The organism is Nocardia sp. CS682, assembly GCF_004634405.1.
GTDB classification, from domain to species: Bacteria; Actinomycetota; Actinomycetes; order Mycobacteriales; family Mycobacteriaceae; genus Nocardia; species Nocardia ninae.
Genome location: NZ_CP029710.1, coordinates 2,291,206 through 2,317,709 on the forward strand (window position 1 = coordinate 2,291,206; position 26,504 = coordinate 2,317,709).

29 protein-coding genes are annotated in these 26,504 nt (G+C 67.8%); 7 read left to right on the forward strand and 22 right to left on the reverse strand.

The annotated features are described in order from the left end of the window. Nucleotides 1-21: 21 nt before the first annotated feature. The 8 genes from DMB37_RS10240 to DMB37_RS40450 all read right to left on the reverse strand — a co-directional run bounded on the left by DMB37_RS10240 (nucleotide 22) and on the right by DMB37_RS40450 (nucleotide 6,821). On the reverse strand, nucleotides 22-477 hold the full coding sequence (locus DMB37_RS10240) for a DUF350 domain-containing protein (protein WP_135232497.1): 456 nt from the start codon (nucleotides 475-477) through the stop codon (nucleotides 22-24). Continuing rightward, nucleotides 474-1,655, reverse strand: coding sequence for a glutathionylspermidine synthase family protein (locus DMB37_RS10245; RefSeq protein ID WP_135232498.1), 1,182 nt, complete (start codon nucleotides 1,653-1,655; stop codon nucleotides 474-476). The genes DMB37_RS10240 and DMB37_RS10245 overlap by 4 nt, the downstream gene beginning before the upstream one ends. Continuing rightward, nucleotides 1,655-2,395, reverse strand: a complete 741-nt coding sequence (locus DMB37_RS10250; RefSeq protein ID WP_135232499.1) for a hypothetical protein — start codon at nucleotides 2,393-2,395, stop codon at nucleotides 1,655-1,657. The genes DMB37_RS10245 and DMB37_RS10250 overlap by 1 nt, the downstream gene beginning before the upstream one ends. A 31-nt stretch (nucleotides 2,396-2,426) precedes the next feature. Further along, on the reverse strand, nucleotides 2,427-2,714 hold the full coding sequence (locus tag DMB37_RS10255; RefSeq protein ID WP_107658410.1) for an acylphosphatase: 288 nt from the start codon (nucleotides 2,712-2,714) through the stop codon (nucleotides 2,427-2,429). After that, complete coding sequence (locus DMB37_RS10260) at nucleotides 2,714-3,151, reverse strand: OsmC family protein (RefSeq protein ID WP_107658411.1); 438 nt, start codon at nucleotides 3,149-3,151, stop codon at nucleotides 2,714-2,716. The genes DMB37_RS10255 and DMB37_RS10260 overlap by 1 nt, the downstream gene beginning before the upstream one ends. Nucleotides 3,152-3,327: 176 nt before the next feature. Beyond that, complete coding sequence (locus DMB37_RS10265) at nucleotides 3,328-4,035, reverse strand: response regulator (RefSeq protein ID WP_135232500.1); 708 nt, start codon at nucleotides 4,033-4,035, stop codon at nucleotides 3,328-3,330. A 56-nt stretch (nucleotides 4,036-4,091) separates the two neighbouring features. After that, nucleotides 4,092-6,593 carry a sensor histidine kinase KdpD gene (locus DMB37_RS10270; protein WP_135232501.1) on the reverse strand — a complete coding sequence of 834 codons (2,502 nt, stop codon included), beginning with the start codon at nucleotides 6,591-6,593 and terminating at the stop codon, nucleotides 4,092-4,094. A 69-nt stretch (nucleotides 6,594-6,662) separates the two neighbouring features. Continuing rightward, a complete protein-coding gene (locus DMB37_RS40450) occupies nucleotides 6,663-6,821 on the reverse strand; it encodes a hypothetical protein (RefSeq protein ID WP_167768799.1) in 159 nt (52 codons plus the stop codon). Between the two features lie 299 nt (nucleotides 6,822-7,120). On the opposite strand from DMB37_RS40450, the gene DMB37_RS41305 reads away from it, so the two are divergent. From DMB37_RS41305 to DMB37_RS10290, 5 genes are all read left to right on the forward strand, one after another. Next, entirely contained in the window at nucleotides 7,121-7,204 is an 84-nt protein-coding gene (locus tag DMB37_RS41305; protein ID WP_067449012.1) for a potassium-transporting ATPase, read from the forward strand. Beyond that, nucleotides 7,201-7,287 (forward strand): potassium-transporting ATPase subunit F, encoded by an 87-nt coding sequence (locus DMB37_RS41310; RefSeq protein WP_234391429.1) that lies wholly within the window; start codon nucleotides 7,201-7,203, stop codon nucleotides 7,285-7,287. The genes DMB37_RS41305 and DMB37_RS41310 overlap by 4 nt, the downstream gene beginning before the upstream one ends. After that, nucleotides 7,288-8,958, forward strand: coding sequence for a potassium-transporting ATPase subunit KdpA (gene kdpA, locus DMB37_RS10280; protein ID WP_135232503.1), 1,671 nt, complete (start codon nucleotides 7,288-7,290; stop codon nucleotides 8,956-8,958). Between the two features lie 106 nt (nucleotides 8,959-9,064). Beyond that, nucleotides 9,065-11,125: a potassium-transporting ATPase subunit KdpB gene (gene kdpB, locus DMB37_RS10285; RefSeq protein ID WP_240772505.1), complete on the forward strand. Its 2,061-nt coding sequence runs from the start codon at nucleotides 9,065-9,067 to the stop codon at nucleotides 11,123-11,125. A gap of 1 nt (nucleotide 11,126) precedes the next feature. Then, a complete protein-coding gene (locus DMB37_RS10290) occupies nucleotides 11,127-12,017 on the forward strand; it encodes a potassium-transporting ATPase subunit C (RefSeq protein ID WP_135232504.1) in 891 nt (296 codons plus the stop codon). A 113-nt stretch (nucleotides 12,018-12,130) separates the two neighbouring features. On the opposite strand, the gene DMB37_RS10295 is transcribed toward DMB37_RS10290, so the two are convergent. The 5 genes from DMB37_RS10295 to DMB37_RS10315 form a co-directional block, all read right to left on the reverse strand. Continuing rightward, on the reverse strand, nucleotides 12,131-12,535 hold the full coding sequence (locus tag DMB37_RS10295) for a VOC family protein (RefSeq protein ID WP_135232505.1): 405 nt from the start codon (nucleotides 12,533-12,535) through the stop codon (nucleotides 12,131-12,133). A 124-nt stretch (nucleotides 12,536-12,659) separates the two neighbouring features. Next, complete coding sequence (locus tag DMB37_RS10300) at nucleotides 12,660-12,845, reverse strand: hypothetical protein (protein ID WP_135232506.1); 186 nt, start codon at nucleotides 12,843-12,845, stop codon at nucleotides 12,660-12,662. 92 nt (nucleotides 12,846-12,937) lie between these two features. After that, nucleotides 12,938-15,076 (reverse strand): glycogen debranching N-terminal domain-containing protein, encoded by a 2,139-nt coding sequence (locus tag DMB37_RS10305; protein WP_370465360.1) that lies wholly within the window; start codon nucleotides 15,074-15,076, stop codon nucleotides 12,938-12,940. After that, nucleotides 15,073-16,236: a glycosyltransferase family 4 protein gene (locus DMB37_RS10310; RefSeq protein WP_135237477.1), complete on the reverse strand. Its 1,164-nt coding sequence runs from the start codon at nucleotides 16,234-16,236 to the stop codon at nucleotides 15,073-15,075. The genes DMB37_RS10305 and DMB37_RS10310 overlap by 4 nt, the downstream gene beginning before the upstream one ends. A 466-nt stretch (nucleotides 16,237-16,702) precedes the next feature. Next, nucleotides 16,703-17,791, reverse strand: a complete 1,089-nt coding sequence (locus DMB37_RS10315) for a winged helix DNA-binding domain-containing protein (RefSeq protein ID WP_135232508.1) — start codon at nucleotides 17,789-17,791, stop codon at nucleotides 16,703-16,705. Nucleotides 17,792-17,870: 79 nt separating this feature from the next. Here DMB37_RS10315 and DMB37_RS10320 point away from each other — a divergent pair, with 79 nt between their 5' ends. Beyond that, nucleotides 17,871-18,167, forward strand: coding sequence for a hypothetical protein (locus tag DMB37_RS10320; RefSeq protein ID WP_135232509.1), 297 nt, complete (start codon nucleotides 17,871-17,873; stop codon nucleotides 18,165-18,167). Between the two features lie 142 nt (nucleotides 18,168-18,309). On the opposite strand, the gene DMB37_RS10325 is transcribed toward DMB37_RS10320, so the two are convergent. From DMB37_RS10325 to DMB37_RS10365, 9 genes are all read right to left on the reverse strand, one after another. Then, nucleotides 18,310-18,741, reverse strand: a complete 432-nt coding sequence (locus DMB37_RS10325; RefSeq protein WP_135232510.1) for a carboxymuconolactone decarboxylase family protein — start codon at nucleotides 18,739-18,741, stop codon at nucleotides 18,310-18,312. Between the two features lie 81 nt (nucleotides 18,742-18,822). Continuing rightward, nucleotides 18,823-20,361 carry a PstS family phosphate ABC transporter substrate-binding protein gene (locus DMB37_RS10330; protein ID WP_240772323.1) on the reverse strand — a complete coding sequence of 513 codons (1,539 nt, stop codon included), beginning with the start codon at nucleotides 20,359-20,361 and terminating at the stop codon, nucleotides 18,823-18,825. Between the two features lie 94 nt (nucleotides 20,362-20,455). Continuing rightward, nucleotides 20,456-21,517 (reverse strand): PHP domain-containing protein, encoded by a 1,062-nt coding sequence (locus DMB37_RS10335; protein ID WP_135232511.1) that lies wholly within the window; start codon nucleotides 21,515-21,517, stop codon nucleotides 20,456-20,458. A gap of 5 nt (nucleotides 21,518-21,522) precedes the next feature. Beyond that, nucleotides 21,523-22,104, reverse strand: coding sequence for a dihydrofolate reductase family protein (locus tag DMB37_RS10340; protein WP_107658432.1), 582 nt, complete (start codon nucleotides 22,102-22,104; stop codon nucleotides 21,523-21,525). 64 nt (nucleotides 22,105-22,168) lie between these two features. Next, the gene (gene mutM, locus DMB37_RS10345) at nucleotides 22,169-23,029 is read right to left on the reverse strand and encodes a bifunctional DNA-formamidopyrimidine glycosylase/DNA-(apurinic or apyrimidinic site) lyase (protein ID WP_135232512.1); all 861 of its coding nucleotides are present in this window, start codon (nucleotides 23,027-23,029) and stop codon (nucleotides 22,169-22,171) included. A 1-nt stretch (nucleotide 23,030) separates the two neighbouring features. Further along, entirely contained in the window at nucleotides 23,031-23,744 is a 714-nt protein-coding gene (rnc, locus tag DMB37_RS10350; RefSeq protein ID WP_234391158.1) for a ribonuclease III, read from the reverse strand. A 21-nt stretch (nucleotides 23,745-23,765) separates the two neighbouring features. Beyond that, the gene (gene rpmF, locus DMB37_RS10355; RefSeq protein ID WP_014987105.1) at nucleotides 23,766-23,948 is read right to left on the reverse strand and encodes a 50S ribosomal protein L32; all 183 of its coding nucleotides are present in this window, start codon (nucleotides 23,946-23,948) and stop codon (nucleotides 23,766-23,768) included. Nucleotides 23,949-23,950: 2 nt separating this feature from the next. After that, nucleotides 23,951-24,619, reverse strand: coding sequence for a DUF177 domain-containing protein (locus DMB37_RS10360; RefSeq protein ID WP_199856824.1), 669 nt, complete (start codon nucleotides 24,617-24,619; stop codon nucleotides 23,951-23,953). A gap of 161 nt (nucleotides 24,620-24,780) precedes the next feature. Further along, nucleotides 24,781-25,527, reverse strand: a complete 747-nt coding sequence (locus DMB37_RS10365; RefSeq protein ID WP_107658440.1) for a DivIVA domain-containing protein — start codon at nucleotides 25,525-25,527, stop codon at nucleotides 24,781-24,783. A 392-nt stretch (nucleotides 25,528-25,919) separates the two neighbouring features. On the opposite strand from DMB37_RS10365, the gene DMB37_RS10370 reads away from it, so the two are divergent. Next, complete coding sequence (locus DMB37_RS10370) at nucleotides 25,920-26,438, forward strand: GtrA family protein (RefSeq protein ID WP_135232513.1); 519 nt, start codon at nucleotides 25,920-25,922, stop codon at nucleotides 26,436-26,438. The last annotated feature ends 66 nt before the right edge of the window (nucleotides 26,439-26,504 follow it).

The following is a 26,504-nucleotide window of genomic DNA, read 5'->3' on the forward strand; positions in this document are numbered from 1 at the left end:
CGGCGTGGTGAATGCGGGGGGTCAGAGGATGGCGAAGGCTACTACGAGGCCGAGGGCGAAGTGGGCGGCGGCTACTACCAGGACTTCGGTGGTGTAGGTGTCGGCGTGCAGGGCGGCGCCGATGTCGATGCCGAGGGCTTTTTCGAGGACGCGGACCGAGATCACCTGGGCGATGATGCCGACGAGGCCGTAGACGAGGGCGGCGATGAGGCCTTCGGAGAGTTTGCCGCCGCTGCCGACCGCCAGGATGGCGAGCACGACGATGAAGGCCATGCTGATCATGCCTGCGGCGGTGACGATGATCGCGTTGGGTTTGCCCGCGACGACGAGCCCGCGCAGGTGGCCGGGGGTGGTCAGGTCGATGGCGTAGAACCCGACGAGCATCAGGACCAGACCGATGAGGGCATAGAGGATGATGGCTCCTACGCCCTCGCCGAGCGAGCTCCAGTACCCCGATTCGAGGGCGACTGTCATCATGATCCTTCCGAAGTGGTTGTGACGATGCGGTGCGGGACGAAGGCCGAGCCGTCGTCGGTGATGAGTCCGGCGGTCTCCCGGATGCCGAGCCCCGCCGCGGTGTCGCCGACCATCCAGGCGCCCAGCACGGGGCGCATGTCGTCGAACTCCGGTAGCGGGTCCAGCAATTGGTAGACGTAACCCTCTTCGCCGTAGATGCCGCCGGTGGCGGTTTCCAGGCCGGCGCCGACGATGGTCATGTTGGCGCCCTCGCGACCCAGCTTCGGCTTGCGGATGTACTCGGTGAGCTCGTTGGGCTGGTCGAGGTAGGCGGGCAACAGATTCGGATGCCCGGGATACATCTCCCAGAGGATCGCGAGGATCGCCTTGTTGCTGAGCAACGTTTTCCACAGCGGTTCGATCCACATGGTCTGCGGCAGACTGCCGACGACCCGCTTGCCGAAGTCGTCGTCGAGGGCCCACTCCCACGGGTAGAGCTTGAAGATCGCCTCGATCGGCGCCTCGGCCAGATCGACGAAACGCTCCAGCTCCGTGTCGAATCCGACCTCTTCGATCGGCAGCGCGATGGTGTCGAACCCGGCCTCGGCCGCGGTCTCCTGCATATAGGCGGTGGTGACGTTGTCCTCGCCGGTGGCGTCGGCCCCGGACCAGCTGAAGTGCAGCTGAGCGGTCGGCAGGGTGTCGCGCAGCTCGGTCCAGCGCTCGACGAGCTTCTCGTGCAACGAATTCCATTGATCGCCGCCGGGGTAGACCGCGGTCAGCCAGTGCCACTGCACAATTGCCGCTTCGAGCAGCGAGGTCGGCGTATCCGCGTTGTACTCCAGCAGTTTCGCCGGACGACGCGCGTCGTAGCGCAGGTCGAACCGCCCGTACACGTAAGGGTCGTTGCGCCGCCAGGATTCAGCGATCGGCGCCCAACTCCATTCGGGCAGACCGAAATCCTTGAACCGCTCGGTGAGCACGACGTGTTCGACGGCGTTGAGGCACATCGAGTGCAGCAGCTCGACATCGGCTTCGAGCGCGAGGATCTCGTCCATCTCGAACTCGTAGTGCACCGACTCGTCCCAGTACGGCCGCGGCTGACCGCTGGCATCTCGACCGGGCACACCGTAGACCAGGCCCTGGCTTTCGGTGATCTGCTGCCAATCCGGCCGGGGCGTACTGCGTATCCGCCGCACTACGATCCTCCGCCGGTGCTCTTGCTGCCGAGCCCGCCGCGCTGAATGGTGGTGCCGCTCTTCGTCTTTATCTCGGCACTCTTGGGTTTCACCGTGGTGCCACCCGTGGGCGGCTTGCCGACGGTGGGGGTGCCGCCATAGTAGTAGCGGTACTGCGGCCCGCCGCCGAGGATGATCAGTCCGGGGTTGATGCCGCCGTCGCCGACGAAGCCGGGGCGGCCGTCGCCGCAGTAGCGGTCCTCGACCACGATCTCCTGACCGTTCTCGACCTTCACACACGACGCGGTGACTTTGTCCGGCGCGGAGATCGCCCGATAGGCGAGGTAACCGCCGCCGACCAGCGCGGCGACGCCGACGATCGCGACACCGCCGATCATCACCCGCTTGCGCGTGCGCTTCTTCGCTTCATCGGCCGCGGCGGCGGCCCGCTGCGCTTCGGCGGCCCGCTTACGAGCCTTGTCCCTGGCCCGCGCCTCGGCCACGGTCGGCGGGCGCGGTTGGGTGACGCCAGGCTCCTGGCGCTGCACGCTGCCCGGCCGTGGCGATGCGGGCGGTTCCGGAAGGTCGGTGGGCCGGCCGGGATCGGGGGTCGGCTGCCCGGATGCGGCACCGAGGCCGGCCGGATTCGGGTTGGATTCACTAGGCCCGGAAGGGGTCACCTCGTGCGCCCCCGACGGCTGCGCCGCGGATTCGTCCGGCTGGTTCCCCGGACGCTCGTCGCCAGGATTGTGCGTGCTCACTGTCGAGTCCTCGTCCTATCCCGGCCCACCACTACCGCTCCTCGAATCCGGTCATATCACCCCGCGCGGGCTCCCAGCTTTCCACAACCAAGGTCACCCGACCAGGTGTATCTCCGGAACGTAGCAGTTCGAGCAAACGCGCGCAGTCGTCGCGCCGCCCCTCCGCCACCACGTGCACCCGCCCGTCGCGCGCGTTGGTCGCATGCCCGGTCAGCCCGAGTTCCAACGCGCGCGACCGCGTCCACCAGCGGAAACCCACGCCTTGGACGCGGCCGTGCACCCATGCGCTCAGCCGGGCGAGCTCGTCGGATTCGCCCATCAGGCTTCGACGTCGAAGGACAAAGTCACCTTCGTCCCCGCCTGCAGAGTCCGGCCGACGGTGCACGCCTTGTCGATGGCGCGCTGCACGGTGACCAGCAACCGCTCCCGCGCCTCCTGGTCCAATTCGCTGAGGTCGAGCTCGAACGTCTCTTCCAACTGCGGGTACAGCTCGTTCTCCCGATCCGCGTCGCCGGACACCCGAATGGTCGCGTCGAAGGAATCACCGAGTTTGCGAGAAAGCGAGAAATCCGCGCTCAGTCCCGAGCAACCGGCCAGTGCGATCTTCAGCAACTCACCGGGGGTGAAGGCTCCCGGCACGCCCTGCGAAGCAATCAGCACCTCGGCGCCGCGCGAGCTGCGCCCGGTGTAGGCCCGCGTACCGGTGCGCTCGACCCATAGCTCGGTCGGTGCCTGTGCGGGTGTCTGTTCAACCATGGTTTCGATCCTGCCATTGTCGTCGGAGTTCGCTCACGCCTGGCAACGCGACAAGCCCGGTTCCGCATTCCGGCGGTCCGCGCAATACCGGCCACTCCACCACGGCTGGATCAGCAGGCTCGAACCTGGCCGGATCACACACTCCGCGCCTGGGCCGCGGACTGCCGGAGCGACAGCTACTCCTGAAACCGGTACCCCATTCCCGCCTCGGTCAGCAGATGCTTGGGATGCGAAGGATCATCCTCGAGCTTGCGCCGCAACTGCGCCAAATACACTCGCAGATAATGGGTTTCGGTCGCATACGCCGGCCCCCACACCTCACGCAGCAACTCCTTGCGCCCCACCAGCTTCCCCTTGTTGCGCACCAGCATCTCGAGCATCCCCCACTCGGTCGGGGTGAGATGCACGGTCTCGTCGTTCTTGGTCACCTTCTTGGCGGCCAGATCGACGGTGAACGACGAGGTCACCACCACCGGGTCGGAGGAGTCGGTGTCGGCGGCCCCGCGCCGGACCGCGGCCCGCAACCGCGCCAGCAGCTCGTCCATTCCGAACGGCTTGGTGACGTAGTCGTCGGCGCCGGCGTCGAGCGCCTCGACCTTGTCCGCCGAGTCGGTGCGCGCCGACAGCACGATCACCGGGGCGGAGGTCCAGCCGCGCAGCCCGGCCAGCACCTCGATACCGTCGATGTCGGGCAGACCGAGGTCGAGGATCACCACGTCGGGGTGTTTGTCGGCGGCCGCCCGCAGCGCGCCAGCGCCGGTCTCCGCGGTGATCACCTCGTAACCGCGGACCGACAGGTTGATCCGCAACGCACGCACGATCTGTGGTTCGTCGTCGACGACAAGCACCTTGATCGCCGGGGCTTCCTGTTTCTTGTCGGTCATCACGGCTTCCTGTGTGGTCCGGTTCTGCGCGGCTCCGACTGTCGATGTATCCATCATCAGCTGCTCGCTTCCGTTTCGTCGGCAGGCAGGTCCACGATCATGGTCAATCCTGTGCCGGGGGTCGGTTCGGCGTGCACGGTGCCGCCCATCGCCTCGACGAAACCGCGTACCACCGACAGGCCGAGCCCGACGCCGGTGGTGTTGTCGCGGTCGCCGAGCCGCTGGAACGGCTCGAAAAGTTGTTCCTCGGTGCCCGGCGGTACGCCGGGACCGACGTCTACCACCGCGATCGACACGCGGTCGCCGTCGCGTTCGGCGGTCACCCGCACCGGTGTGTCGCGCGGCGCGTGCCGCAGGGCGTTGTCGATCAGGTTGGCCACCACGCGTTCCAGCAGCCCGGCGTCGGCGCGCACCGAGACGTCGCCGACCTCCACCTTCACCCGATCCATCGCCGCCCGCCGCAGCCCACGCGCGCCCATCCCGACGCTGACCAGGGCCCGGTGCACCACCTCGTCCATGTACACCCGTTGCAGCTGCGGCTTCACCACGCCGACGGCCAGCCGGGACGAGTCGAGCAGGTTGCCGACCAGCGCGGTGAGCTGGTCCACCGATTCCTCGATGGTTTCCAGTAGTTCGGTGGTGTCCTCGGCGGAGAACTCGATGTCGTCGCTGCGCAGGCTGGACACGGCGGCCTTGGCCCCGGCCAGCGGCGTGCGCAGGTCGTGGCTGACCGCGGACAACAGCGCGCGGCGCAACCGGTCGGCCTCGAGCAGTGCCGCGGCGGCGCTAGCCTCCTCGGCGAGCCGAGATTGGCGGACCAGCCCGGCCGCCTGATTGGCGACGGCGTTGAGCACCGGCCGATCGGCCGAGGCCAGCGGCCGTCCGGCCAGCAACAGCCAGCCGGATGCATCGCCCGCCTGAATGGCGGTTTCGGCGTCGGCCGCACGCTGCGGCGGATTCGGGCCCACTGCCGCGATCACCTGCTCGCCGCACAGCATGCTGACCGCGCGCAACCCGTAGGTCTCGCGGACCTGTTCGAGCAGATTGGGCAGATCCGCGCCGTGCAGCACGGCACCGGCGAACAAGGTCAGCAGTTCGGCCTCCTGCGAGGCCCGCCGCGCCTGGCGGGTCTGCTTGGCCGCCGTATCGACCAGCGCCGCCACCGCGACCGCGACGAACAGCAACACCACCACCGTGACGAAGCTGTCCGGCTCGGCGATGGTCAGGCTGTAGCGCGGCACGGCGAAGAACCAGTTCAGCAGCAGCCCGGACAGCAGCGCCGAAAAGGCCGCGGGGACAACGCCGCCCAGCAGCGCGACGGCGACGACGCCGATGAAGAACACCGCGCTGAGGCCGCCGAGCTGGAGGTAGCCGTCCAGGAACACCGCACAGATCCCGCACACCGCCAGCGGCACGAGCACCGCGGCCAGCCAGGCTCGTATCGGCTGGCGCGGCATCAGCGAACCACGGCGCAGACCGCGGTGGGCCTCCTCGTGGGTGACCATGTGCACGTCGATCTTGCCCGACTGCTGCACCACCGCCGACCCGATGCCCTCGTCGACCATGCGCGCCCACCGCGAACGGCGGGAGGTACCGAGGACCAACTGGGTCGCGTTCACCTCGCGAGCGAATTCCAGCAGTGTGGCGGGCACATTGTCGCCGGTGACCGTGTGCAGCGACGCGTCCAGGCTGGCGGCCAATTCGCGCAGCCGGGCCAGCCGTTCGGTGGAGACACCGGCCAGCCCGTCGCCGCGCACGACGTGCACCAGAACCAGCTCGGCGCTGGCCTTGGTCGCGATGCGGCTCGCGCGGCGCACCACCGTCTCCGACTCCGGGCCGCCGGTCACCGCGACCACCACCCGCTCGCGCGCCTCCCACAGATCGGTGATCTTGTGGTCGGCCCGGTACTTCGCCAGGGCCGCGTCGACCTGGTCGGCGAGCCACAGCAGCGCCAATTCCCTTAGCGCGGTGAGGTTTCCGGGCCGGAAGTAGTTGCGCAGCGCCGCGTCGACCTTGTCGGCGGCGTAGACGTTGCCGTGGGACAGCCTGCGGCGCAACGCTTCCGGGGTGATGTCGACGAGCTCGACCTGATCCGCGCCGCGCACCACCGCGTCCGGCACGGTTTCCTGCTGCTGGATGCCGGTGATCTGCTCGACCACGTCGTTGAGACTCTCCAGATGCTGCACGTTGACCGTGGAGACCACGTCGATCCCCGCGGCGAGCAGCTCTTCGACGTCCTGCCAACGCTTTTCGTGCTTGCTGCCGGGCACATTGGTGTGCGCGAGCTCGTCGACCAGCGCCACCGCGGGCGCGCGCTGCAGCACCGCCGCCAGATCGAGCTCGGGCAGCAGCGTGCCGCGGTACTCGAGCATCTTGGGCGGTATCCGCTCGATCCCTTTCAACAGTTCGGCGGTCTTCGCCCGGCCGTGCGTCTCGACCACCGCAGCCACCACGTCGCGGCCGCGCTCGAGCCGCCGGTGGGCCTCGCCGAGCATGGCGTAGGTCTTACCGACTCCCGGCGCGGCGCCGAGGTAGATGCGTAGTTGGCCGCGTTTCACTCGTCCATCATTGCGTGTCGCGGCCCTGGCGCGGCGCACCCGCGGGACAGATCGGCGCGCTGCGCCCGATCACCCGACATCGAAGACACCGGGTTCTCCGACACGGCTCCGGTCGCCGTCCACGACCAGGCCGGGCACGTGCCGCGCGTCGCGGCGGGCGCCCAGCGCGCGAATCAACAGCGCACAACACACGAACCCGATGATGACGGCGACGGTGACAGCCGACATGACGTTCCTCTCTGGTGACCGATGCGGACAACCGGTTGCGCTGGAGGGGTCCGCCTGGCCGGCTCTCCACTACTACCGCCACGCAGGGAGATCGGACCGATCTTTACGGTGTGTTGACGCTATCGCAGCATTCTTTGACGGCATCCTTTCAGCTATCCCCGGCCCGGGTGTAAACGAAACGCAAAGGCAACCGTTTCGCGCGCAAAGGAGTCGTAAGGAACCTCGGCACGCGCCTGATCGAAGACTTGACTCGCCAAGGCGCGCTCCACAACACGAGCGCTTGATGGAGGTTGGTCAACATGTCTGTCGTGGTGTTCACGGTGCTCACCGTGGCGATCTTCGCCCTGCTGGGCCTGATCCAGCGTGGGGTGGAAAAGCTGTGATAGCGAACCTGATCGGTCTGGTTCTCGCCATCGCCGTAGCGGTCTATATGGTCGCGGCGCTGCTTTTTCCCGAGAGGTTCTAGGTGAACACGACAACGGCGGGGATCGCCTTCGCGGCATCTCTGATCATCGCGCTCGCCCTGGTCCATGTACCGCTCGGCGACTACATGTACCGGGTCTACAACAACACCAAGCACTCCCGCGCCGAGCGCGTTATCTACAAGACCATCGGCGTCCAACCCGAGGTCGAGCAAACCTGGGGCGTCTACGCCCGCAGCGTGCTGGCGTTCTCCGCTGTCAGCATCCTGTTCCTCTTCTTCTTGCAGCTGCTGCAGGGCAGGCTGCCGCTGCGCCTGAACGACCCGGGCACCGAGATGACGCCCGCGCTGGCCTGGAACACCGCCGTCAGCTTCGTGACGAACACGAACTGGCAGAACTACTCCGGTGAGTCCACCCAGGGGCACCTCGTGCAGATGGCCGGGCTGGCGGTGCAGAACTTCGTCTCCGCGGCCGTCGGCATGGCCGTCGCGGTCGCGCTGGTGCGCGGCTTCGCCCGCAGGCACACCGGCGATCTCGGCAACTTCTGGGTGGACCTGGTGCGCGGCACCCTGCGCATTCTGCTGCCGATCGCCTTCGTCTTCGCGATCGTGCTGGTCGCCGGTGGCGTGATCCAGAACTTCCACCTGCACGACCAGGTCGCGCAGACCCTGAACGGCACCGAGCAGACCATCCCCGGCGGGCCGGTGGCCAGCCAGGAGGTCATCAAGGAGCTCGGCACCAACGGCGGCGGCTTCTACAACGCGAACTCCGCGCACCCGTTCGAGAACCCCACCACCTGGACGAACTGGCTCGAGATCTTCCTCATCCTGATGATCAGCTTCTCGCTGCCGCGCACCTTCGGCCGGATGGTCGGCAGCAAGAAGCAGGGCGTCGCCATCGTCGCGGTGATGGGCACGATCGCGATCATCAGCGTGACGCTGAGCAATATCTTCCAGCTAGCCCACCACGGCACGGTGCCCACCGCCATCGGCGCGTCCATGGAGGGCGTGGAAACCCGGTTCGGCGTGGCGAATTCGGCGACGTTCTCCGGCGCGACCACGCTGACGTCCACCGGCGCGGTCGACTCGTTCCACGACTCCTACACCAGCCTCGGCGGCATGATGACGATGTTCAACATGCAGCTCGGTGAGGTCGCGCCGGGCGGCGTCGGCTCCGGGCTCTACGGCATGCTGATCCTCGCGGTGATCACCGTCTTCATCGCGGGCCTGATGGTCGGGCGCACACCGGAATACCTCGGCAAGAAGATCACGCCACGCGAAATCAAGCTCGCCGCTTCGTATTTCCTGGTCAGCCCGCTGATCGTGTTGGTAGGCACCGCGATCGCGATGGCGCTGCCGGGTCAACGCGCGGGCATGCTGAACCCCGGCCCGCACGGGCTCTCGGAAGTGCTGTACGCCTTCACCTCTGCGGCGAACAACAACGGCTCCGCGTTCGCCGGCCTCACCGGCAATACCGAGTGGTACAACACCGCGCTGGGCCTGGCCATGGTCTTCGGCCGGTTCCTGCCGATCATCTTCGTGCTCGCGCTCGCCGGGTCGCTGGCCAAGCAGGGCAACACCCCCGAGTCGATCGGCACGCTGCCGACGCACCGGCCACAGTTCATCGGCATGGTCGTCGGTGTGACGGTGATCCTGGTCGCACTCACCTTCCTGCCCGCACTCGCGCTCGGGCCGCTCGCTGAAGGAATCCACTGAAATGACCACTCCCACTACCGAAATCGCCAGCGCTCCGGACGAGTTCACCGAGTCGAAGAAGCAGCTGGAACACAAGCGCGTCGCGCGCGGTGCGCTCGATCCGACGATGCTGCTCACCTCGCTGCCCGACGCGGTACGCAAGCTCGACCCGCGCACCATGTGGCGCAACCCGGTGATGTTCATTGTCGAGATCGGCGCGGTCTGGGCGACCGTGCTCGCGATCGCCGACCCGACCTTCTTCGCCTGGGCGATCGTGGTGTGGCTGTGGCTCACCGTCGTCTTCGCCAATCTCGCCGAAGCGGTGGCCGAGGGGCGCGGCAAGGCGCAGGCCGACACGCTGCGCAAAGCCAAGACCGACACCGTCGCACGACGTTTGGTGGACTGGACGCCCGGCGGGCCGATCGTCGAGGAAGGTGTCGCCGCACCGGAACTCCAGCGCGGCGATCACGTCGTCGTCGAGGCGGGGCAGGTCATCCCCGGCGACGGTGACGTGGTGGAAGGCATTGCGTCGGTGGACGAATCGGCGATCACCGGTGAATCCGCGCCGGTGATCCGGGAATCCGGCGGCGACCGTTCCGCGGTCACCGGCGGCACCACCGTGCTGTCCGACCGGATCGTCGTCGAGATCACCCAGGAGCCGGGCAAGAGCTTCATCGACAAGATGATCGCCCTGGTCGAGGGCGCGAGCAGGCAGAAGACGCCCAACGAGATCGCGCTGAACATCCTGCTCGCCTCGCTCACCATCATCTTCGTCTTCGCGGTGGTGACCCTGCAGCCGCTGGCGATCTTCTCGAAGGCGAACAACCCTGGTGTGCCGGACACTTCGGCGCTGGACGCCAACGGCATCACCGGCATCGTCATGGTCTCGCTGCTGGTCTGCCTGATCCCGACCACCATCGGCGCGCTGCTCTCGGCCATCGGCATCGCGGGCATGGACCGGCTGGTGCAGCGCAATGTGCTCGCCATGTCCGGCCGCGCGGTCGAGGCGGCCGGCGATGTGAACACGCTGCTGCTGGACAAGACCGGCACCATCACCCTCGGCAACCGGCAGGCCGCGGAGTTCGTTCCGGTGCCGGGCATCTCGGCCGACGAACTGGCCGACGCGGCCCAGCTGTCCAGCCTCGCCGACGAGACACCCGAGGGCCGCTCGATCGTCGTCTACGCCAAGCAGGCGTACAACAAGCGCGAGCGCACGCCCGGCGAGCTGACCGGCGCGACCTGGGTGGAGTTCACCGCACAGACCCGCATGTCCGGCGTCGACCTGGCCGACGGGCACCAGCTGCGCAAGGGCGCGGCCAGTGCGGTGATCGAATGGGTGCGCGCACAAGGCGGCGCGGTGCCCAGCGAGGCCGGCGTGATCGTCGACGGCGTGTCCGCCTCCGGTGGCACACCGCTGGTCGTCGGCGAGCTCAGGGACGGCACCGCCCGCCTGCTCGGCGTCATCCACCTCAAGGACGTCGTCAAGCAGGGCATGCGGGAACGCTTCGACGAGATGCACAGGATGGGCATCCGCACCGTCATGATCACCGGCGACAACCCGTTGACCGCCAAGGCGATCGCCGACGAAGCGGGCGTGGACGACTTCCTGGCCGAGGCGACGCCGGAGGACAAGCTGGCGCTCATCAAGAAGGAGCAGGACGGCGGGCGGCTGGTCGCGATGACCGGCGACGGCACCAACGACGCACCCGCCCTGGCCCAGGCCGATGTGGGTGTCGCCATGAACACCGGCACCTCGGCGGCCAAAGAAGCGGGCAACATGGTCGATCTGGACTCCGATCCGACCAAGCTGATCGAGATCGTCGAGATCGGCAAGCAGTTGCTCATCACCCGCGGCGCGCTGACCACGTTCTCCATCGCCAACGACATCGCCAAGTACTTCGCGATCCTGCCCGCGTTGTTCATCGCGCTGTTCCCCGGCCTGGACGCGCTGAACATCATGCGGCTGCACAGCCCGCAGTCGGCGATCCTGTCCGCGGTCATCTTCAACGCGATCATCATCGTGGCGCTGATCCCGCTGTCGCTGCGCGGGGTGAACTACACGCCGAGCAACGCGTCGAAGTTGTTGAGCCGCAACCTGACGATCTACGGGCTCGGCGGCATCATCGCGCCGTTCGTCGGCATCAAGCTCATCGACCTCGTCGTCCAACTCCTCCCTGGGATGTCCTGACATGCGCCTCTCCACTTGGGTCCGGCAGCACCTGGCCGCGTTGCGTGCGCTGCTCGTGCTCACCGCGATCACCGGAATCATCTATCCCCTGGCGGTTTTCGCGGTTGCGCAGCTGCCCGGGCTGCACGACAAGTCGGACGGGTCGTTGCTCTCCGTCGACGGCAAGCTCGTCGGTTCCAGCCTGATCGGGCAGTCGTTCACCGACGCCGACGGCAAGGCGCTGGTGCAGTACTTCCAGAGCCGTCCGTCCGCGGCGGGCGAGCACGGGTACGACCCGATGGCAACCTCCGCGTCGAACCTCGGCCCGGAGAGCATTGTGGATACCCTCGACGCCGACCCGGACAAGGGGAAGCTGAGCTTGCTGTCCACGGTGTGCGCACGCAGCAAGGAGGTCGGCGACCGTGAGGGGGTCGACGGCGCCCGGCCGTTCTGCACGAAAGATGGTGTCGGGGCGGTGCTCTCGGTGATCGGGCCGCGCGATGCCGACGGTGAGGTCTCCCATCCCACGCGGGTGGTGAGCGTCAACGAGGCGTGCCCGGCGACACCGTTCCTGGCCGCGTACCAGGGTGTGCGGGTCGAATGCGCCGAGCCCGGTGCGGATTACGCGGCAGGCCGGATCATCCCGATCTTCGGCGACGCCACCGTCGACACCCCGGTCCCCACCGACGCGGTGACCGCCAGCGGCAGCGGACTCGACCCACACATCTCGCCCCGGTACGCGGACATCCAGATCGCGCGGATCGCCAAGGCCCGCAACATCTCCGAGGATCAGGTGCGCCAACTGGTGGACGCGCACACGTCCGGCCGCACTCTCGGCTTCCTCGGCGAACCCCGCGTCAACGTGGTCGAACTGAACCTCGACCTCGACCAGCGCTACCCGTTCCGCGGCTGACCTGCCGAGCGCAGGGCCGGTGACACGTCGTCACCGGCCCTGCGCATTCATCCCGACCGCGTGGCGCTTCAAAGCGGGGTTCAGCCGCGGTTCTACCGCCAACAATCGCGAATTCAGCCCTCTTGGATGTTCGGGCGCGGGCCGAGGGGAAGTAGCGGGGCTCGGGAAGTCAGGCAGAACGGATGACCGGCCGGGTCGAGCAATACCCGCCAAAGCTCTGGACCCGGTTGCACGTCCGCGACCCGTGCGCCCAAGCGGACAGCTTCGGCCTGCGCGTCGTCCAGGTCGTCCACCCGCAGGTCGAGATGGATGTGATTCGGCGTCTCCCCCGCAGGCCAGGTCGGCGGCTGGTAGTCCGGCACCGTCAGCGCACACAGCGACCCGCGCTCGGTGTGCACCACAGCCAACTCCGCTGTCCGATAAACGATCTCACCATCGAGCAACGCGGCCCAGAACACCGCGAGCTCCTCCTTGTCCGAGCAGTTCAGGGTGATCAAACTCAGCTGAGCGATAGCCACCCCTCGATCCTACGGCCGGACAACGGAGATGGACTGCCGCAAGAACCGGTTCGACCCAGCTGGCTCAGGGGTGGCCTGAGCGAGCTGGGCCGAGCAGCGCCGGTGGGCGCGAGAACCTCAGGGATCAGCCGACTTCGGCGTGGTCGAAGTAGTAGGCCGCGGCCGCCAGGTATTGGCAGCAGTCGGGGCCGTGGCCGGCGTGGGTACTGCGGACGAACTGGGCGAGCTCCATGTCCAGATCCATGGGCTCGATAGTGCAGTCGCGGTGCTGTGTACTCCACAGGTCCCGCATATCCCGCGATGTCTGCATGGTGCACCTCCAGCCTGCGTTGTCTATCAGCCTGAAATGCTTACACCCGGGGGGTACCCCGTTGCGGGGCTGTTCATACCAAGATCGGGAATTCATCGGGTGACCAGTTGCCAATCGTCGGGTAGGCGCGCGGCGGTCACTTGGGCGCCCTCCACCTCGAGGTCGATGGTGATCGGACCGAGGCGCAACGCGGCCAACGTGATTCGGCCCCACTCCGGCGGCACCAGCGGCCGCACGGTGATGGTGCGATTGGGCACATCGGGGTCGAGACCGAGGAACGAGCGCACCAGCAGCAGCGGTGCGGCACTCGCCCAGGCCTGCGGTGAGCAGGACGTCGGGTACGGCACCGGGGTCGGGAACCGCGAGCGCGGGAAGCCGCAGTAGAGCTCGGGTAGTCTGCCGTCGAAAGCCGTTGCGGCGTCGAGCAATCCGGTCGCCAGCCGGGTCGCCAGGTCGACCGCGCCCGGCACGTGGCGGTAGCGCAGCAGTCCGGCCACCGCGATGGCGGTGTCGTGCGGCCACACCGAGCCGCAGTGGTAGCTCATCGGGTTGTAGGCGCCCATCTTCGTGGACAGCGTGCGCAACCCGAAACCGCTGTCCATCTCCGGCCCGGACAGCCGCCGCACCAATTCGGCGGCGTGCGCGTCGCTGGCGATGCCGGACCAAAGACAGTGCGCCGTATTGCTTGTCAGCGCGTCGACCCGGCGCTTGCCCTTGTCCAGCGCGACGGCGTACCAACCGCGTTCGGGCAGCCAAAACTCCTCGGCGAACTTGCCGCGCAGCTCCGCCGCCTGATCACGCAGCTCCGCCGCCCGGCGCGGGTCGTCGAAGGCCTCGGCCAGCTCGGCGCGGGCAAGCAGCGCGGCGTGCACATACCCCTGCACCTCACACAGCGCGATCGGCGCCTCGGTGATGTGGCCCTGCAGGTCGTTGATGCCGTCCCAGCTGTCCTTCCACCCCTGGTTGACCAGGCCGCGGTCGGTGGCCCGCCGATACTCGACGAACCCGTCGCCGTCCCGGTCGCCGTAGTCCTCGATCCAGCTCAGTGCCGCGTCGGCGGCGGGCAGCAGCTGCCTGATCGCCTCCGCATCCGCGCCCCAGCGATAGCATTCGGCCAGCAGCATCACGAAAAGCGGTGTGGCGTCGACGGTTCCGTAATAGATGTTGCCGCCGAGCACCAGCCCACCGGCCGGACCGCGGCGCATCTCGTGCATGATCCGCCCCGGCTCCTCCTCGGTGAGCGGATTCACCGTCTGCCCTTGCAGTTCGGCGAGCTGCTGCAGCGTGCCGAGGGCCAGGTCGACCTCCAACGGCAGCGCCATCCATGCGGTCAACAGACTGTCCCGGCCGAACAGTGTCATGAACCAGGGCGCGCCCGCCGCCACGAACGGTCTGCTGTCGCCGGAATCGTCGTGAATCTGCAAGGCGCCCAGGTCACTTTCGGTGCGCCGGAGCACCTGGGTCAGCTCCGGATGCGAGGCGGCGATGTCGGTGGCGGTGTGCCGCCAGGCCTCGATCTTGCGCCCGGGAGCGCTGACACCGTAGTGCTCGCCGGGGGCGAGCGGCGCCTGGAACCGCTGGTTGCCCAAGGTAGGCTGGGCGGTGATCTCGGTCTGCCAGCTCGCGCCGACGGGGACCACGACCTTCCACACCAAGGTGCCGGGCAATACCGTGGGTTCGACGGTCGCCGACACCGAGAGCCCGCGCATGCGATCGGCGCGATCGTGGAACAGGAGCTCCCCCTCGGCCACCGTCACCTCGGCTCTGCCGTGTCCGGCGCGGCCTTCCTTGACCGCGAAGAGGTCCACGAAATCGGCGTCGACATGCAACTCCAAGGTGACCGCCGTCGGCTCGCGCCCCATGTTCTCCAGGGTGAGCACCTCGTGCATGCCGTCGGCGACGATCCGCTCGCGCACCACCAGCAACGTACTATCGGCCAGCCCGGCCGTCGGCGGTCTTCGCAGCACGAACCGCGCGGCGAACGCCTCCGGGCTGAGCACCGAAAGCGGTTCGGGCAGATGGCCGTCCACCAGCAGCTCCCACCGGGACACGACGCGCGCGTCCCGGAAGAACAGCCCATGCGGGCGGCCCGGCTCGACATCGCCGAGCCGGTTCGACAGACAGAAGGTGCCGCCCTCGACCAGCGTGACCGAACCCGCTCCACCGAAACCCGTCGGCTCACCGGAGTTCAGTGGAGCGGGGCTGAGCGCGGCGGTCGGATCCGCCGTCACGCGAGTCCGCTCGCCGCGACGGGCACCATCTCGTCCTTGCGCCATCGATAGTCGATCCGTTTCCGCGGCCGCATCAGCTTGCGATAGACCTGCTCGTAGCCGCGCCCGAGCGTATCCGAACCGAAATTCTCCTCGACGTGCTTGCGGCACGCCGCGGGATCCATCGTCTGCACCTCGGCGATGGCGGCGGTGAGTTCGGCGGGGTCGTCACAGATCCGGCCGGTTACCCCATCGACAATCACCTCGGCTACCGCGCCGCCGCGTAGCGCGACGACCGGTGTGCCACACACCATGGACTCGATCATCACCATGCCGAAGGGTTCCTCCCAACGGATCGGGAACAGCAGACACTTGGCTCCCGCCAACAGTTTCCGCTTCGCGGCGGCATCGGCGAGGCCGAATACGTGATCCTGGTCGGTCAGCAATGGGCGTACCTGCTCTTCGAAGTATTTGAGCTCGGGCGGTTCGCTGCACTTGCCCGCCAACACGAGTGGCATGCCCGCGGCGTGCGCGGCCTCCAGCGCCAGATGCGGCGCCTTGCACTCGTTGAAGCGGCCGAGGAACAGCGCGTAGTCGTCCTTGTCGGCACGGAACGGCCACTCCTCAGGATGCAGAGCATTATGCACTCGCCCAGCCCAATTCAAATCGGGGGCCAGCTCCTGCTGCCGGTCGCTGATCGCGACGAGCGAGACGTCGTCGCCCATTTCCCGGTAGTACTCATAGCATTCGCCCTCGACCGGACCGTGCACGGTGACCACGGTCGGCAAATCAAGTTCCCTATACGCAGGGGCGTTCAGCGGGCCCGCGAAGGTGTGCTCGTGCACGAGGTCGATGGCGCCGTCCGCGGCGAGCTTCTCGATCGCCCGCCGGGCGCGCAGCGCGTGCAGCACCTCGGGGAAGGGTTCGCCGAGCCGCTCGGGGCAGATGCGGTCCCACAGCGGAACGAATTTCGCCTTGGTGCCCGGTTCGCCCGCGCCGAGCAGGGTCACGTCGTGGCCTCTGGCCACCAGCGAGTCGACCAGATCGGCGACGACGGCCTCCACCCCTCCGTAGGCCTTGGGTGGCACGTCGAAGTACGGCGGGACAACCATCGCGATACGGAATCGGGTTCCGGCGTGGTCGATCGAGAGCAGTTCGGAGGACGCAGGCTGCGCCGACATCGGCAAGTGGCCCGCGCCACCGCGCTCGGCACCGTCATTCGCCAGGGCTACCGCATCGCGGATTCGCCCGCTTCGCTGACTCATGACCGCACCTCACCGGTGCTCGACTCCGCCAGGACGTTGATGGCGGCTGGGTTCGTTTTTCGCTCGCTACGCGCGCTCATCGACCCTCCTTCCAAGGGGCACAACCGTTAGCTCTCGCATCCACCCAGTGCTTCGGAGCACCGGGCGCCGAACTCGAACTGGTGGCCGCCTCAGCGGAGGTGAAGCTCAGCCGCACCGCCGTCCACAGGGCTTGGTTGGCCTGATCGCCGATTACTCGACCAGGGGGGCCGCCAGTGATGTACCTCACCACGGCACTCTCAAACCATGCAGTCGGATACGTTGCTGATCGATTGCCGAGATCGGCAGGTAGGAGCCGCCTTTGCCGATTGCACCCAACATGTCCACCGGGGTGGACGCGGGCTCAGCCCTCGATCACGATCTTCCCGTCTTGCCCGGGCACCACGAACGGCAGCAGCCGCTCGGCTTCCGCGCGCACCGCCTCCTCGTCGGCGGCCGACAGCGGATGCCACGGCGTGACCCGAATGGTGGTGTCGTCCAATACCCACCGACCGTGCACGAACCCGTCGACCAGGTACATCGGCACACCCCCCGACGCCTCCTTGGCGATACGCTGCCGGTCTTCCTCGCTGATGATCCTGCGCCGGTCCTTGTGGCCGAGCAACGCATTGTCGAAGGCGGGCAGGAAGCGCACCGGCACCGGCAGATTCGGGTCGGCCAGCGGCGCGTCCGGCAGGTCGAACAGCACCCGGTGCTGGTCGTCGGTGAAAACGCGTAGGCGGGTGCGCATCTCGTCGACCACCTCGGCCAGCCGGGTGACCCCGGCCCACGCCTGCATGTCCGCGACGGTGGCGGGCCCGAACGCGGCCAGATATCGCAGAATCATGGTCTCCGCCTGCGGCGTCGTCGCCATCGGTGCGCCGATCCATTCGTCGGCGAGCGCGACGGTAACCGACCGGTTGCGCCACTTGCCCCAGGCACCGGTCACCGGGCTGTGCACCATGGGCACCAGCAGCTCCACCGACTCGGCGAGCCTGCGCGGGTTCCGGTCCGGAAAACGCTCGCCGAGTAGCTGTCCGAGGTCGGACCGGGACCGGATGCTGCCCGACAGCAGCTCCCGTCCCGCGGCGGCCAGCTCGTCCAGGTCCAGGCCCTCGATCTCGTCGCGGTAGTAGGGGGCCTGCAACGCCGCGAGCACCACCGGGCGCACGGTGGGGCGCAGCCAGCGGAAGTCGTCCGCGTCGGCGAGGTGCACCGTGCGGCGAATCATGGCGGAGCGCACCAGCTTTCGCTCACGCAGCAACGCGGCCAGGTCGTCGTGCCGGAACTCCGCGAGCCGGGTCCACAGCCCGACATAGGGCCAGTTGGGTTCCTGCCCCTGGACCGCGACCAGATGCCGTACCAACTCCAACGGTGTCATCGCGACCCGCTGCGCCAACATCTGACGCACCAGCAGGGTTCGGTTCAGCTCACGCAGCGATAGTTCCGTCATGAGGCCATCTTCGCCGATACCACCGACAGAACGGGGCCTTCCGCCGGTAACCGCGCATACGTATACATACAATTAATCCATGTTCGATCCTCTCACCCTGGCCGTCGGCGCAGGCATCCTCGGCCTCGGCTGGGTCCTCGGACGGTACGGCCACCTCGGGGCGGTGGGTGGCAAGGCGCGACGCAGCGCCGCGAAGTGCGGCTGCGGCCACGACCTCGCCATCCACGATCCGCAGGCCGGGGAGTGCCACGCGGAGGAGCGGCGGTCGGTCGCGCCCGCGACGTGGCAGTGGGTGCGCTGCCCGTGCCGGCGGTACACCGGGCCGCTGCCGGTCGAGGACTACTTCACGCGGCCGTTCCTGCCGCCGACGGACTGACCGTCGAGCTGGCTAGCGACAGGCGCGTCAGCGCGAACGAGAACGCCCGCCCTGCCGAATCGATGCTTGTTCCTCGGTCAGGCACGCACGCGCTGCGGTCGGCGCGGTACCGCATGACGAGCGCGCGGTACCGCAGGCGACCTCAGTCGGCGTCGGGCTGCATCCGCAGCGGTACACCGATCCTGTTCCACAGGTTGATCATCGCGGTCACACCCACCAATCCGGCTCTGGACCCTTCGTCGAAGTGCTTCTCCACCTCGGCCCACACCGCGTCGCTCACGCCGTGCTCGCCGAGCTTGGTGACCGCTTCGGCGTAGGCGAGGGCGGCGCGCTCGGCCTCGGTGTAGAGCGCCGACTCACGCCAGGCATCGAGCTGGAAAATGCGCTTTTCAGTTTCCCCGGCCAGACGGGCGTCGGTGGTGTGCAGGTCGATGCAGTACACGCAGCCGTTGATCTGCGAGGCGCGGATCTTGACCAGCTCCCGGACCACCGGGTCCAGCGGGCCGCGGCGAATCGCCCCCTCGGCGGCGAACCACGCCTGGTACAACTCCGGCGCAACCTGTGCGAGCTTCATCCGTGACACGGTGTCGTCCTTTCGTCGGTGTGCTCTCCTACACCAAGGGGACGAGACAGCCGCCGGAAATGTGACGCGCGGTCACGAATCGGGCAGGCACCTGGCCGGATCGGGCAGCTCGCCACACGGCGCGTTGCCGTGCGCCCGGAGCACGTCCTTGCCTGCCTGATCGACCAGGTAGCGCAGGAAGGCCGCCGCCAGTGAGTCACCGGGCAGCTCGCCGTGGCTGTAGGCGTATTCCACGCCCCAGAACGGGTACGTGCGAGCGATCGCCGCCTCGCGACCCGCGGTGACGCCATTGATCGCGACGGTCGCCAGTTCGGCCGCCACCGCCTCGGAGTACTCCGAATAGCCGATGGCGCCGGGGATTTCGCCGACAGCCTTCTGCATGTCCTTGGTCACCTGGACCTCGCAGTGCGTCGCGGCCGACAGCGCCGTCCCCTTGATCGCGATGCAGCTCACGTGCGGACGGTCGGGTTGGCTCCCGCCGAGTAGCCTGCGCTCGAACGTATTTCGAGAACCGGAGCCTGCGATCCGATTCACCAGCACCACCGGCAGATCCGGTCCGCCCACCTCGCGCCAGTTACCGATCCGGCCTTGATAGAGGTCGCGGATCTGCCCCTCGGTGAGGCTCGGCACACCGACGCCCTTGTTGACGATCATGCTGAACAGCGACAGCGCAAGCGGGCGATGCACCAGCGCGGGGTATCCGCTGCCCTTCGGGCCGTCGCTGATGGCCAGCAGTCCGGCGTTGCCCTTGCCCTCCTCGGCCAGTCGGTCCAGCCCGCGTTCGGTGCCTTCGAAGGCGAAGGCGAATTGCGCTCCGGTACAACGCTTACCGTACTGTTCGGCGGCTGCCCGGACGACCGGCGCGAAGGCCGACGATCCGAGCACGGTGAGCTTGCCTTCGGCACATTCCAGCGGCGTCGGCGCGGGCTCCAGTGCGGTGATGATCAATTGGACGATGATCACCAGCACCAGAAAGACGGTCAATCCCACCATCATTCGGGGAATGCCGGTGCGGCTTCGCGTTTCCTGGATGCGCCCACCCTTGATGCCGCCGGTCAGCACCGGCACCGGGTACTCCCCCGTGCCCTCGGAGCGCTGCAGGATGGCCAGGATCTTGTAGTGCTCACCGCGATCCAGCGGCACCTTGGGCAGATCGATGACACCGATGTGCCCGGCCATGTCCTCGCGCACCGCGATGCCGGAGTCCCGATCCAGGTTGTCCGCCAGCCCGGGATCGCTGAGTTCGGTCACCGCCATGCCGATGACCAGACGCTGCGGGAACCGTAGGTGCAGGCCGATCCGCGCGGGATCGGGCGCCTTGTAATCGTGGGTGTCGATGTCGGTCGCGCCGCTGTTCTCGATGCGCACCAAGACAACCGAGAGATCTTTCAGGTCCGGGCTCGCGCCGTCCAGCGAGGGGCGCAGCTGCGGCAGCACGCCGGGGAACACCGAGGCGACCTCACCGGTGACGGGCGTGTCCATCTGCACGCGGTAGCCGAGCCGCTTACGCCCGACGAGCACGAACTCGTACAGGAACGCGCCGATCGGTACCGCGATACCGATGACCGCCAGCACGATTTCGACCGGAAACTCACCCAACGGCCCGCCCACCCCCACCTACTCTGTCTGGCACCCATTCTCAGCGGCGATCGCGGCAGATCCCCGGCACGGCACGACTATTCGGCAACAGTTAACCGGACGGCCATCAGGCCTCGTGCACCTCGGTCCAGGCAAGCAGGTCGGCCAGCGGCCAGGTATTGATGACCCGCTCGGCCGCAACACCATTCGCGACGGCGCGCTCGCAACCGTAGCCCTGCCAGTCCAATTGGCCGGGCGCGTGCGCGTCGGTGTCGATGGAGAAGTGGCAGCCCATCTCGATGGCGAGCTGGATAAGCCGGGACGGCGGGTCGCGGCGTTCCGGCCTGCAGTTGATCTCGACGGCGGTGCCGTAGGTCCGGCACGCCTCGAACACCATCTCGGCGTCGAAGCTCGACTCGGGCCGGGTGCCGCGGCCGCCGGTGACGAGCCGGCCCGTGCAGTGGCCGAGCACGTCGACGTTGGGGTTGGCCACCGCGTAGACCATCCGCTTGGTCATCGCCGCGCTGTCCGCGCGCAAATGCGAGTGCACGCTGGCCACCACGATGTCGAGTTCGGCGAGCAGATCGGCCTGCTGGTCGAGCGTGCCGTCATCGAGGATGTCGACCTCGATGCCGGTGAGGATGCGAAACGGTGCCAAGCGATCGTTGAGCTCGGCGACCACGTCGAGTTGCTTGCGCAGCCGGTCGGCGGACAGCCCGTTCGCGACGGTCAGACGCGGCGAATGATCGGTCAGCGCGCAGTATTCGTGCCCGAGGGCCGCCGCGACACCCATCATCTCCGCGATCGGGCTGCCGCCGTCGGACCAGTCCGAGTGGGTGTGCAGGTCGCCGCGCAGTTGGGTGCGCAGCGGTTTGCCGGGGGCGCCGATCGGCTGTGCCGCGTTGCGCAGGTCGAGCAGGTACTGCGGCACCCGGCCTGCGTACGCCTCCTCGATGACGCCGGCGGTCTTCGGCCCGATCCCGGCGATGTCGCGCCAGCTGTGCGCGGCGCGGTGCGCCTCGCGTTCCTCGTCGGGCAGCTCCGCGACGATATCGGCGGCCCGGCGGTACGCCTTGACCCGGTACGTCTCGGCCCGCGAGCGTTCCAGCCAGAAGCCGATCTCCCGCAACACCTCCACCGGGCCCGGCGTGGCCGCCGGGTCCGCTGTGCTCGAATCGTCTGCCGCCACCGCGGTTAACGAATCCTGCTGTACTTCATGAAGGCCACTCCGTCCTCGAACACCCGGCTGGTGATCACCCGGAACTTGGCCGCATCGGGCAGCCTGGGGCCGGACCCGAACAGCGACCGCCCGCGGCCGAGCAGGACCGGGTACAGCTTGAGGAAGATCTGGTCGATCTCGGGCAGCAGTTCCTGGGCGAGCTCCCCGCCGCCACACAACCAGATCCCGAGACCCTCGGTGCGCTTGAGTTCGCGCACCTTGCCCAGCGGGTCGCTCGCGATCAGTTCGACGTCGGGATCCGGATTCTCCGGCAGCGTCGTCGACACCACGTACTGCTTCAGATGCGCGTACGGGCTCGACGTCCCGGTGCGCACCCCGAAGTCGTGGGTCTTGCGTCCCATCAGCACGGTATCGAAGTACCGGTTGCGCTTATCGATGCCGAGCGACTCACGCACCTTGGTGGGCAGCGTCTCCGGATATTGCGCCGTGATCGCAGGCCCGTGGTCGCCGCCGACCGGGAAGAAATCGACCGATCCGTCATCGGTGGCGATGTAACCGTCGATCGTCGAGGCTACGTAGTAGGTGAGCTTGCGCATGTGTCCTTCCTCCACGGCCGGACCGACTTCCCGAACCGCCTACAAGAAAGGTAACTCGCGCCCGCTAACGACCGCGAGGCTTCGGTTGGCACCGCGGGCAAGAGTACGAGGAACGATTCATGAATTTTTCCCGCTGAACAGGCGCTCCGCAGCGACGGCACGGTTCCTCCGCGCGGCCATAGACGGCAAGGGAGCGTTCGAAATAGCCGGATTGGCCGTTGACGTTCACGTAGAGCGCGTCGAACGAGGTGCCGCCCGCGGCGAGTGCTTCCCCCATCACCGCACCGACGTCGGTGAGCAAGGCGCGCACGGCGGGCCGGGACAGGCCGGAGGCGAGCCGGCTGCCGTGAATCTTCGCGCGCCACAGCGATTCGTCGGCATAGATGTTGCCGATGCCGGAGATCACGCTCTGATCGAGCAGCACGCGTTTGATCTCGGTGTGTTTGGCGCGCACCGCGGCCACCACTGCTTCGGGGTCGAAGCGGGGATCCAGCGGGTCGCGGGCGATGTGTGCCACCGGTTCCGGCACCAGGGTGCCGTCCACCTCGACCAGCGGTGCCAGCGCCCAGCCGCCGAAGGTGCGCTGGTCGACGAAGCGCAATTGAGTACCGTCGCCGAGGGTGGCGCGGATGTGCGCGTGCTTCTCCAGCGGCGCGTCCGCGGGCTGCACGAGCATTTGGCCGCTCATGCCGAGATGCACGACGAGCGAGGTGTCCGGCTCGTCGAAGGTGAGCCAGAGATATTTCCCGCGCCGCTCGGCGGAGGCGACCTTCAATCCGGTCAACCGCGCGGCGAGATCGGCGGCGCCCTCGAGGTGCCTGCGCACCGAGCGCGGATGGGTGATCGCGACCGACTCGATGACGCGACCGACCACGTGTTCGGCGACGCCGCGCCGGACGACCTCTACCTCGGGAAGTTCGGGCACGTCAGGCTTCGGCGGTCAGCGCCTGGTAGGCGGTGCCCGCGGCCTTCTGCTCGGCTTCCTTCTTGGAGCGGCCGACACCCTGCCCGTAGGCCCGGCCACCGATCACGGTGGTCGCGGTGAATTCCTTGTCGTGATCGGGGCCCGTCGAGGTGATCTCGTAGCTGGGCACGCCGAGGCCACGCTCGGCGGTGAGCTCCTGCAGGCTGGTCTTCCAGTCGAGGCCGGCCCCCATCCGGGGACCGCGCTCGAGCAGGTCGGCGAACAGCCGCAGCACCACCTCGCGTGCGACGTCGATGCCGTGCTCCAGGTGCACCGCGCCGAGCAGCGACTCCATGCCGTCGGCGAGGATGCTCGGCTTGTCCCTGCCGCCGGTGAGCTCTTCACCCTTGCCGAGCAGCAGGTGCACGCCGAGGCCGCCCTCGCCGAGCTGGCGCGCCACCTCGGCGAGCGCGTGCATGTTCACCACGCTCGCGCGCAGCTTCGCCAGCTCGCCCTCGGACTTGTCCGGGTGCTCGTGGTAGAGCCGCTCGGTGATGCTCAGTCCGAGGACGGAGTCGCCGAGGAACTCCAGGCGCTCGTTGGTCGGCAGCCCGCCGTTTTCATATGCGTACGACCGGTGCGTCAGCGCCAGGCGCAGCAGCTCCGGCTGCACCTCGACGCCGAGCGCTGCGAGCAGGCTCGCGTGTCCACCGGACGAATCGGGTTCATCGCTCACGTCGATACGACAGTTGAACTGTTAGACAGCCGCCGTGACCTGACGGCCCTTGTACGTGCCGCAGGACGGGCACGCGATGTGCGGCAGGGTCTTCTCACCACAGGCGCGGTTCGGGCAGGTGATCAGGGTCGGCGCGGTGGCCTTCCACTGGCTGCGCCGCGACCTGGTGTTGGAACGGGACATCCGGCGCTTGGGAACGGCCACGACTACTTCTCCTCTGTCATATTGCTTGCCATTTCGGCTGACTGGTCTGCTGCGGTGGCCGCACCCTCGTCGGGGCTGCCGTTGCCGGGCGATGCGGTGGCAAATTTCGCCAACCCGGCCCAGCGAGGGTCAAGTATCTCATGCGAGTGCTCAGAACCCGCAATCGCCATCCGCACGCCACATTCCGCGCACAGCCCCGCGCAGTCCGGCGTGCACAGCGGCTGCAGCGGAAGTTCGATGCCGATCGCGTCGATGATCACCGGTTCGAGGTCGATCGTGTCGTCGACCATGCGGTAGGAATCGTCGTCGTCGGTGGTCTGCTCGGTGGTGCTGTCCGGGTAGGCGAACAACTCCGTGAGGTAGATGCTCACGCTGTCGGTGAACGGCTCGAGGCAGCGTGAGCACTCGCCCTCGATCGGCGCGGACACCGTTCCGGTGACCAGCACACCTTCGGACACCGCCTGCAGCTGCAGGTCGAGCACGACCTCGGCGCCGACCGGGACGCCGACCAGGTCGAGCCCGATCCGCTCGACGGTGGTGAGCGTGCGATGGAGCTCGCGCATCGTCCCGGCCCGGCGGCCGAGGCTGCGGACGTCCAGCACAAAGGCCGCGTCGGGCTCTCGGCGCGCGGCCGAGTCCTTACGCGGGGCAGAACCGGAACCGGCGGGCATCACGAACTCACTTCACTATCGGGGGAATGGGCAACCACACCACGATACGCGAGGGATCCCGCCGACCTCAAACGAGGCAGCCGCACGCCTCTTGATCTCCCGCAGACCGAAGCGCATGCGAAACCCGGTGCGGGAATCAGGAGGTGTGCGGCTGTCGGGTCCTAGCGGCGGTAGTCGGCGGCGTAGTCGGGAGCGCCCGCTCCGGAACGGAGCTGGTGGCGGCCGCGGCCGACGGTGCGCAGGGTGTTGCTCAGGGTCTCCTCGAAGTCGGCCAGCTTGGAGTCGACGTAGACGTCGCATTCCTCGCGCATCCGATCGGACTCGGCGTGTGCCGCGTCGATCACCCGCGCGGATTCGGCGTGCGCGGCGCGCACCACCTCGGTCTGCGCGACCAGGCGATCCCGCTCGGCCTCGCCCTCGGCGACGGAGCGATCGTAGGAAGCCTTGCCCGCGTCGATCATTCGCTCGGACTCCAGGCGGGCACGGGCGGTGACGGCCTCGAATTCGGCGTTGCCGTCGGCGACGACGCGGTCGGCCTCGGCCTGGGCGGTGGCCACGAGATGGTCGGCGTGCGCGCTGGCCTCGGCGACCATCCGGTCGGCGTGCGCCTTGGCGTCGGCGAGGATGCGGTCGGCCTCCTCGCGGGCCGAGCCGATGGTGTGCGCGGCCTGTTCGTTGGCACTGGTGACGGTGACCTCGGCGGCGGATCGGGCGTCCGAGACGATCTTGTCCCGGATGTCGAGCACGTCCTGGGCGTCGTCGAGCTCGCCCGGCAGTGCGTCGCGCACGTCGTCGAGCAGTTCGAGCACGTCGCCGCGCGGCACGATGCAGCTGCGGGTCGGCGGGATGCCGCGCGCCTCCTCGACGATGGCGACCAGCTCGTCGAGGGCTTCGAATACGCGATACATGCTGACTGACCCCACTCTCCTACGACTCTTCGGCGAACTGTCCGCCGAGCCCCAGTGTGCCCCTCATCACGGCCTGTGCCGAGTCACCCTCCGGTGTGTCGTCGCAGTGTCTTGCACGCCACACAAATCAAGTGGAGGATCTGTCTCCGCTTCGTGTTATCGTCGATACGAAGATCGACAAGGTCTTCAGACCGAGCGCAGGCCCCACCGGGACTGCGGGATTGCGGAAGCCGAAGGGAAGGGTCAGCCGATCCGCCGAATGTTGACAGGTTCCGACTGTTCAGTACATGCTGAACACATCGCACAAGCGGGACCTATCAAGAGTCGGTGGGAAGGAAGCGACAACCGTCGCTGTTGTCCCCAGCGAAGGCTCATGTTCGATCGGAAAGCCCATGACTGTTCTGGATCTACAGAGATCGGCAGGAGTTAGCACCAGCAGCTACTTCATGCCGTGGGTAGGCCCGTACCCCGCGTTGCAGGTGGCCCCCGCGTCGGCGCGGTTCGAGCAGCTGATGGCCTACCTGCGCGGTGACCGGGCCTTCGCCCAGCTGATCCGCTTCGCGCTGGTCGGTGGGTCCAGCAATATCGCCTACGTGCTGCTGTTCTTCGCGATGCACGGCGTCGGGCCGCTGCTCGCGAACGTGGTCGGCTCGATCGTCAGCACCGTGATCGCCAACGAGCTGCACCGCCAACTCACCTTCCACGCGAGCGGCCGTGTCGGCTGGTTCACCGCACAGTGGGAAGGCGGCGGTTTGGCACTGGTCGGACTCGCCATCACCACCGCGTGTCTGGCCGCCCTGGACGTCTGGGCACCTACCATCGGCGGACCGGCAGAGGCCACCGCCATCCTCGGCATCACCGCAGCCGTCGGCGGCATGCGCTTCCTGGCACTACGGGGTTTGGTCTTCTGAAGCTCGTCGAGTGAGGGGAATCAGCCCCGGTCCCAAGGCTTTCGGGACCGGGGCTGATTTGCGTAC

Excerpts from the sequence above, each read along its gene's own strand:
- DMB37_RS10240 (WP_135232497.1), bottom strand. The coding sequence starts at position 477 with ATGATGACAGTCGCCCTCGAATCGGGGTACTGGAGCTCGCTCGGCGAG.
- DMB37_RS10255 (WP_107658410.1), bottom strand. The coding sequence starts at position 2,714 with ATGGGCGAATCCGACGAGCTCGCCCGGCTGAGCGCATGGGTGCACGGC.
- DMB37_RS10260 (WP_107658411.1), bottom strand. The coding sequence starts at position 3,151 with ATGGTTGAACAGACACCCGCACAGGCACCGACCGAGCTATGGGTCGAG.
- DMB37_RS10265 (WP_135232500.1), bottom strand. The coding sequence starts at position 4,035 with ATGACCGACAAGAAACAGGAAGCCCCGGCGATCAAGGTGCTTGTCGTC.
- DMB37_RS40450 (WP_167768799.1), bottom strand. The coding sequence starts at position 6,821 with ATGTCGGCTGTCACCGTCGCCGTCATCATCGGGTTCGTGTGTTGTGCG.
- DMB37_RS41305 (WP_067449012.1), top strand. The coding sequence starts at position 7,121 with ATGTCTGTCGTGGTGTTCACGGTGCTCACCGTGGCGATCTTCGCCCTG.
- kdpB (WP_240772505.1), top strand. The coding sequence starts at position 9,065 with ATGCTGCTCACCTCGCTGCCCGACGCGGTACGCAAGCTCGACCCGCGC.
- DMB37_RS10290 (WP_135232504.1), top strand. The coding sequence starts at position 11,127 with ATGCGCCTCTCCACTTGGGTCCGGCAGCACCTGGCCGCGTTGCGTGCG.
- DMB37_RS10300 (WP_135232506.1), bottom strand. The coding sequence starts at position 12,845 with ATGCAGACATCGCGGGATATGCGGGACCTGTGGAGTACACAGCACCGC.
- DMB37_RS10310 (WP_135237477.1), bottom strand. The coding sequence starts at position 16,236 with ATGTCGGCGCAGCCTGCGTCCTCCGAACTGCTCTCGATCGACCACGCC.
- DMB37_RS10315 (WP_135232508.1), bottom strand. The coding sequence starts at position 17,791 with ATGACGGAACTATCGCTGCGTGAGCTGAACCGAACCCTGCTGGTGCGT.
- DMB37_RS10320 (WP_135232509.1), top strand. The coding sequence starts at position 17,871 with ATGTTCGATCCTCTCACCCTGGCCGTCGGCGCAGGCATCCTCGGCCTC.
- DMB37_RS10325 (WP_135232510.1), bottom strand. The coding sequence starts at position 18,741 with ATGAAGCTCGCACAGGTTGCGCCGGAGTTGTACCAGGCGTGGTTCGCC.
- DMB37_RS10340 (WP_107658432.1), bottom strand. The coding sequence starts at position 22,104 with ATGCGCAAGCTCACCTACTACGTAGCCTCGACGATCGACGGTTACATC.
- DMB37_RS10360 (WP_199856824.1), bottom strand. The coding sequence starts at position 24,619 with ATGCCCGCCGGTTCCGGTTCTGCCCCGCGTAAGGACTCGGCCGCGCGC.
- DMB37_RS10365 (WP_107658440.1), bottom strand. The coding sequence starts at position 25,527 with ATGTATCGCGTATTCGAAGCCCTCGACGAGCTGGTCGCCATCGTCGAG.
- DMB37_RS10370 (WP_135232513.1), top strand. The coding sequence starts at position 25,920 with ATGACTGTTCTGGATCTACAGAGATCGGCAGGAGTTAGCACCAGCAGC.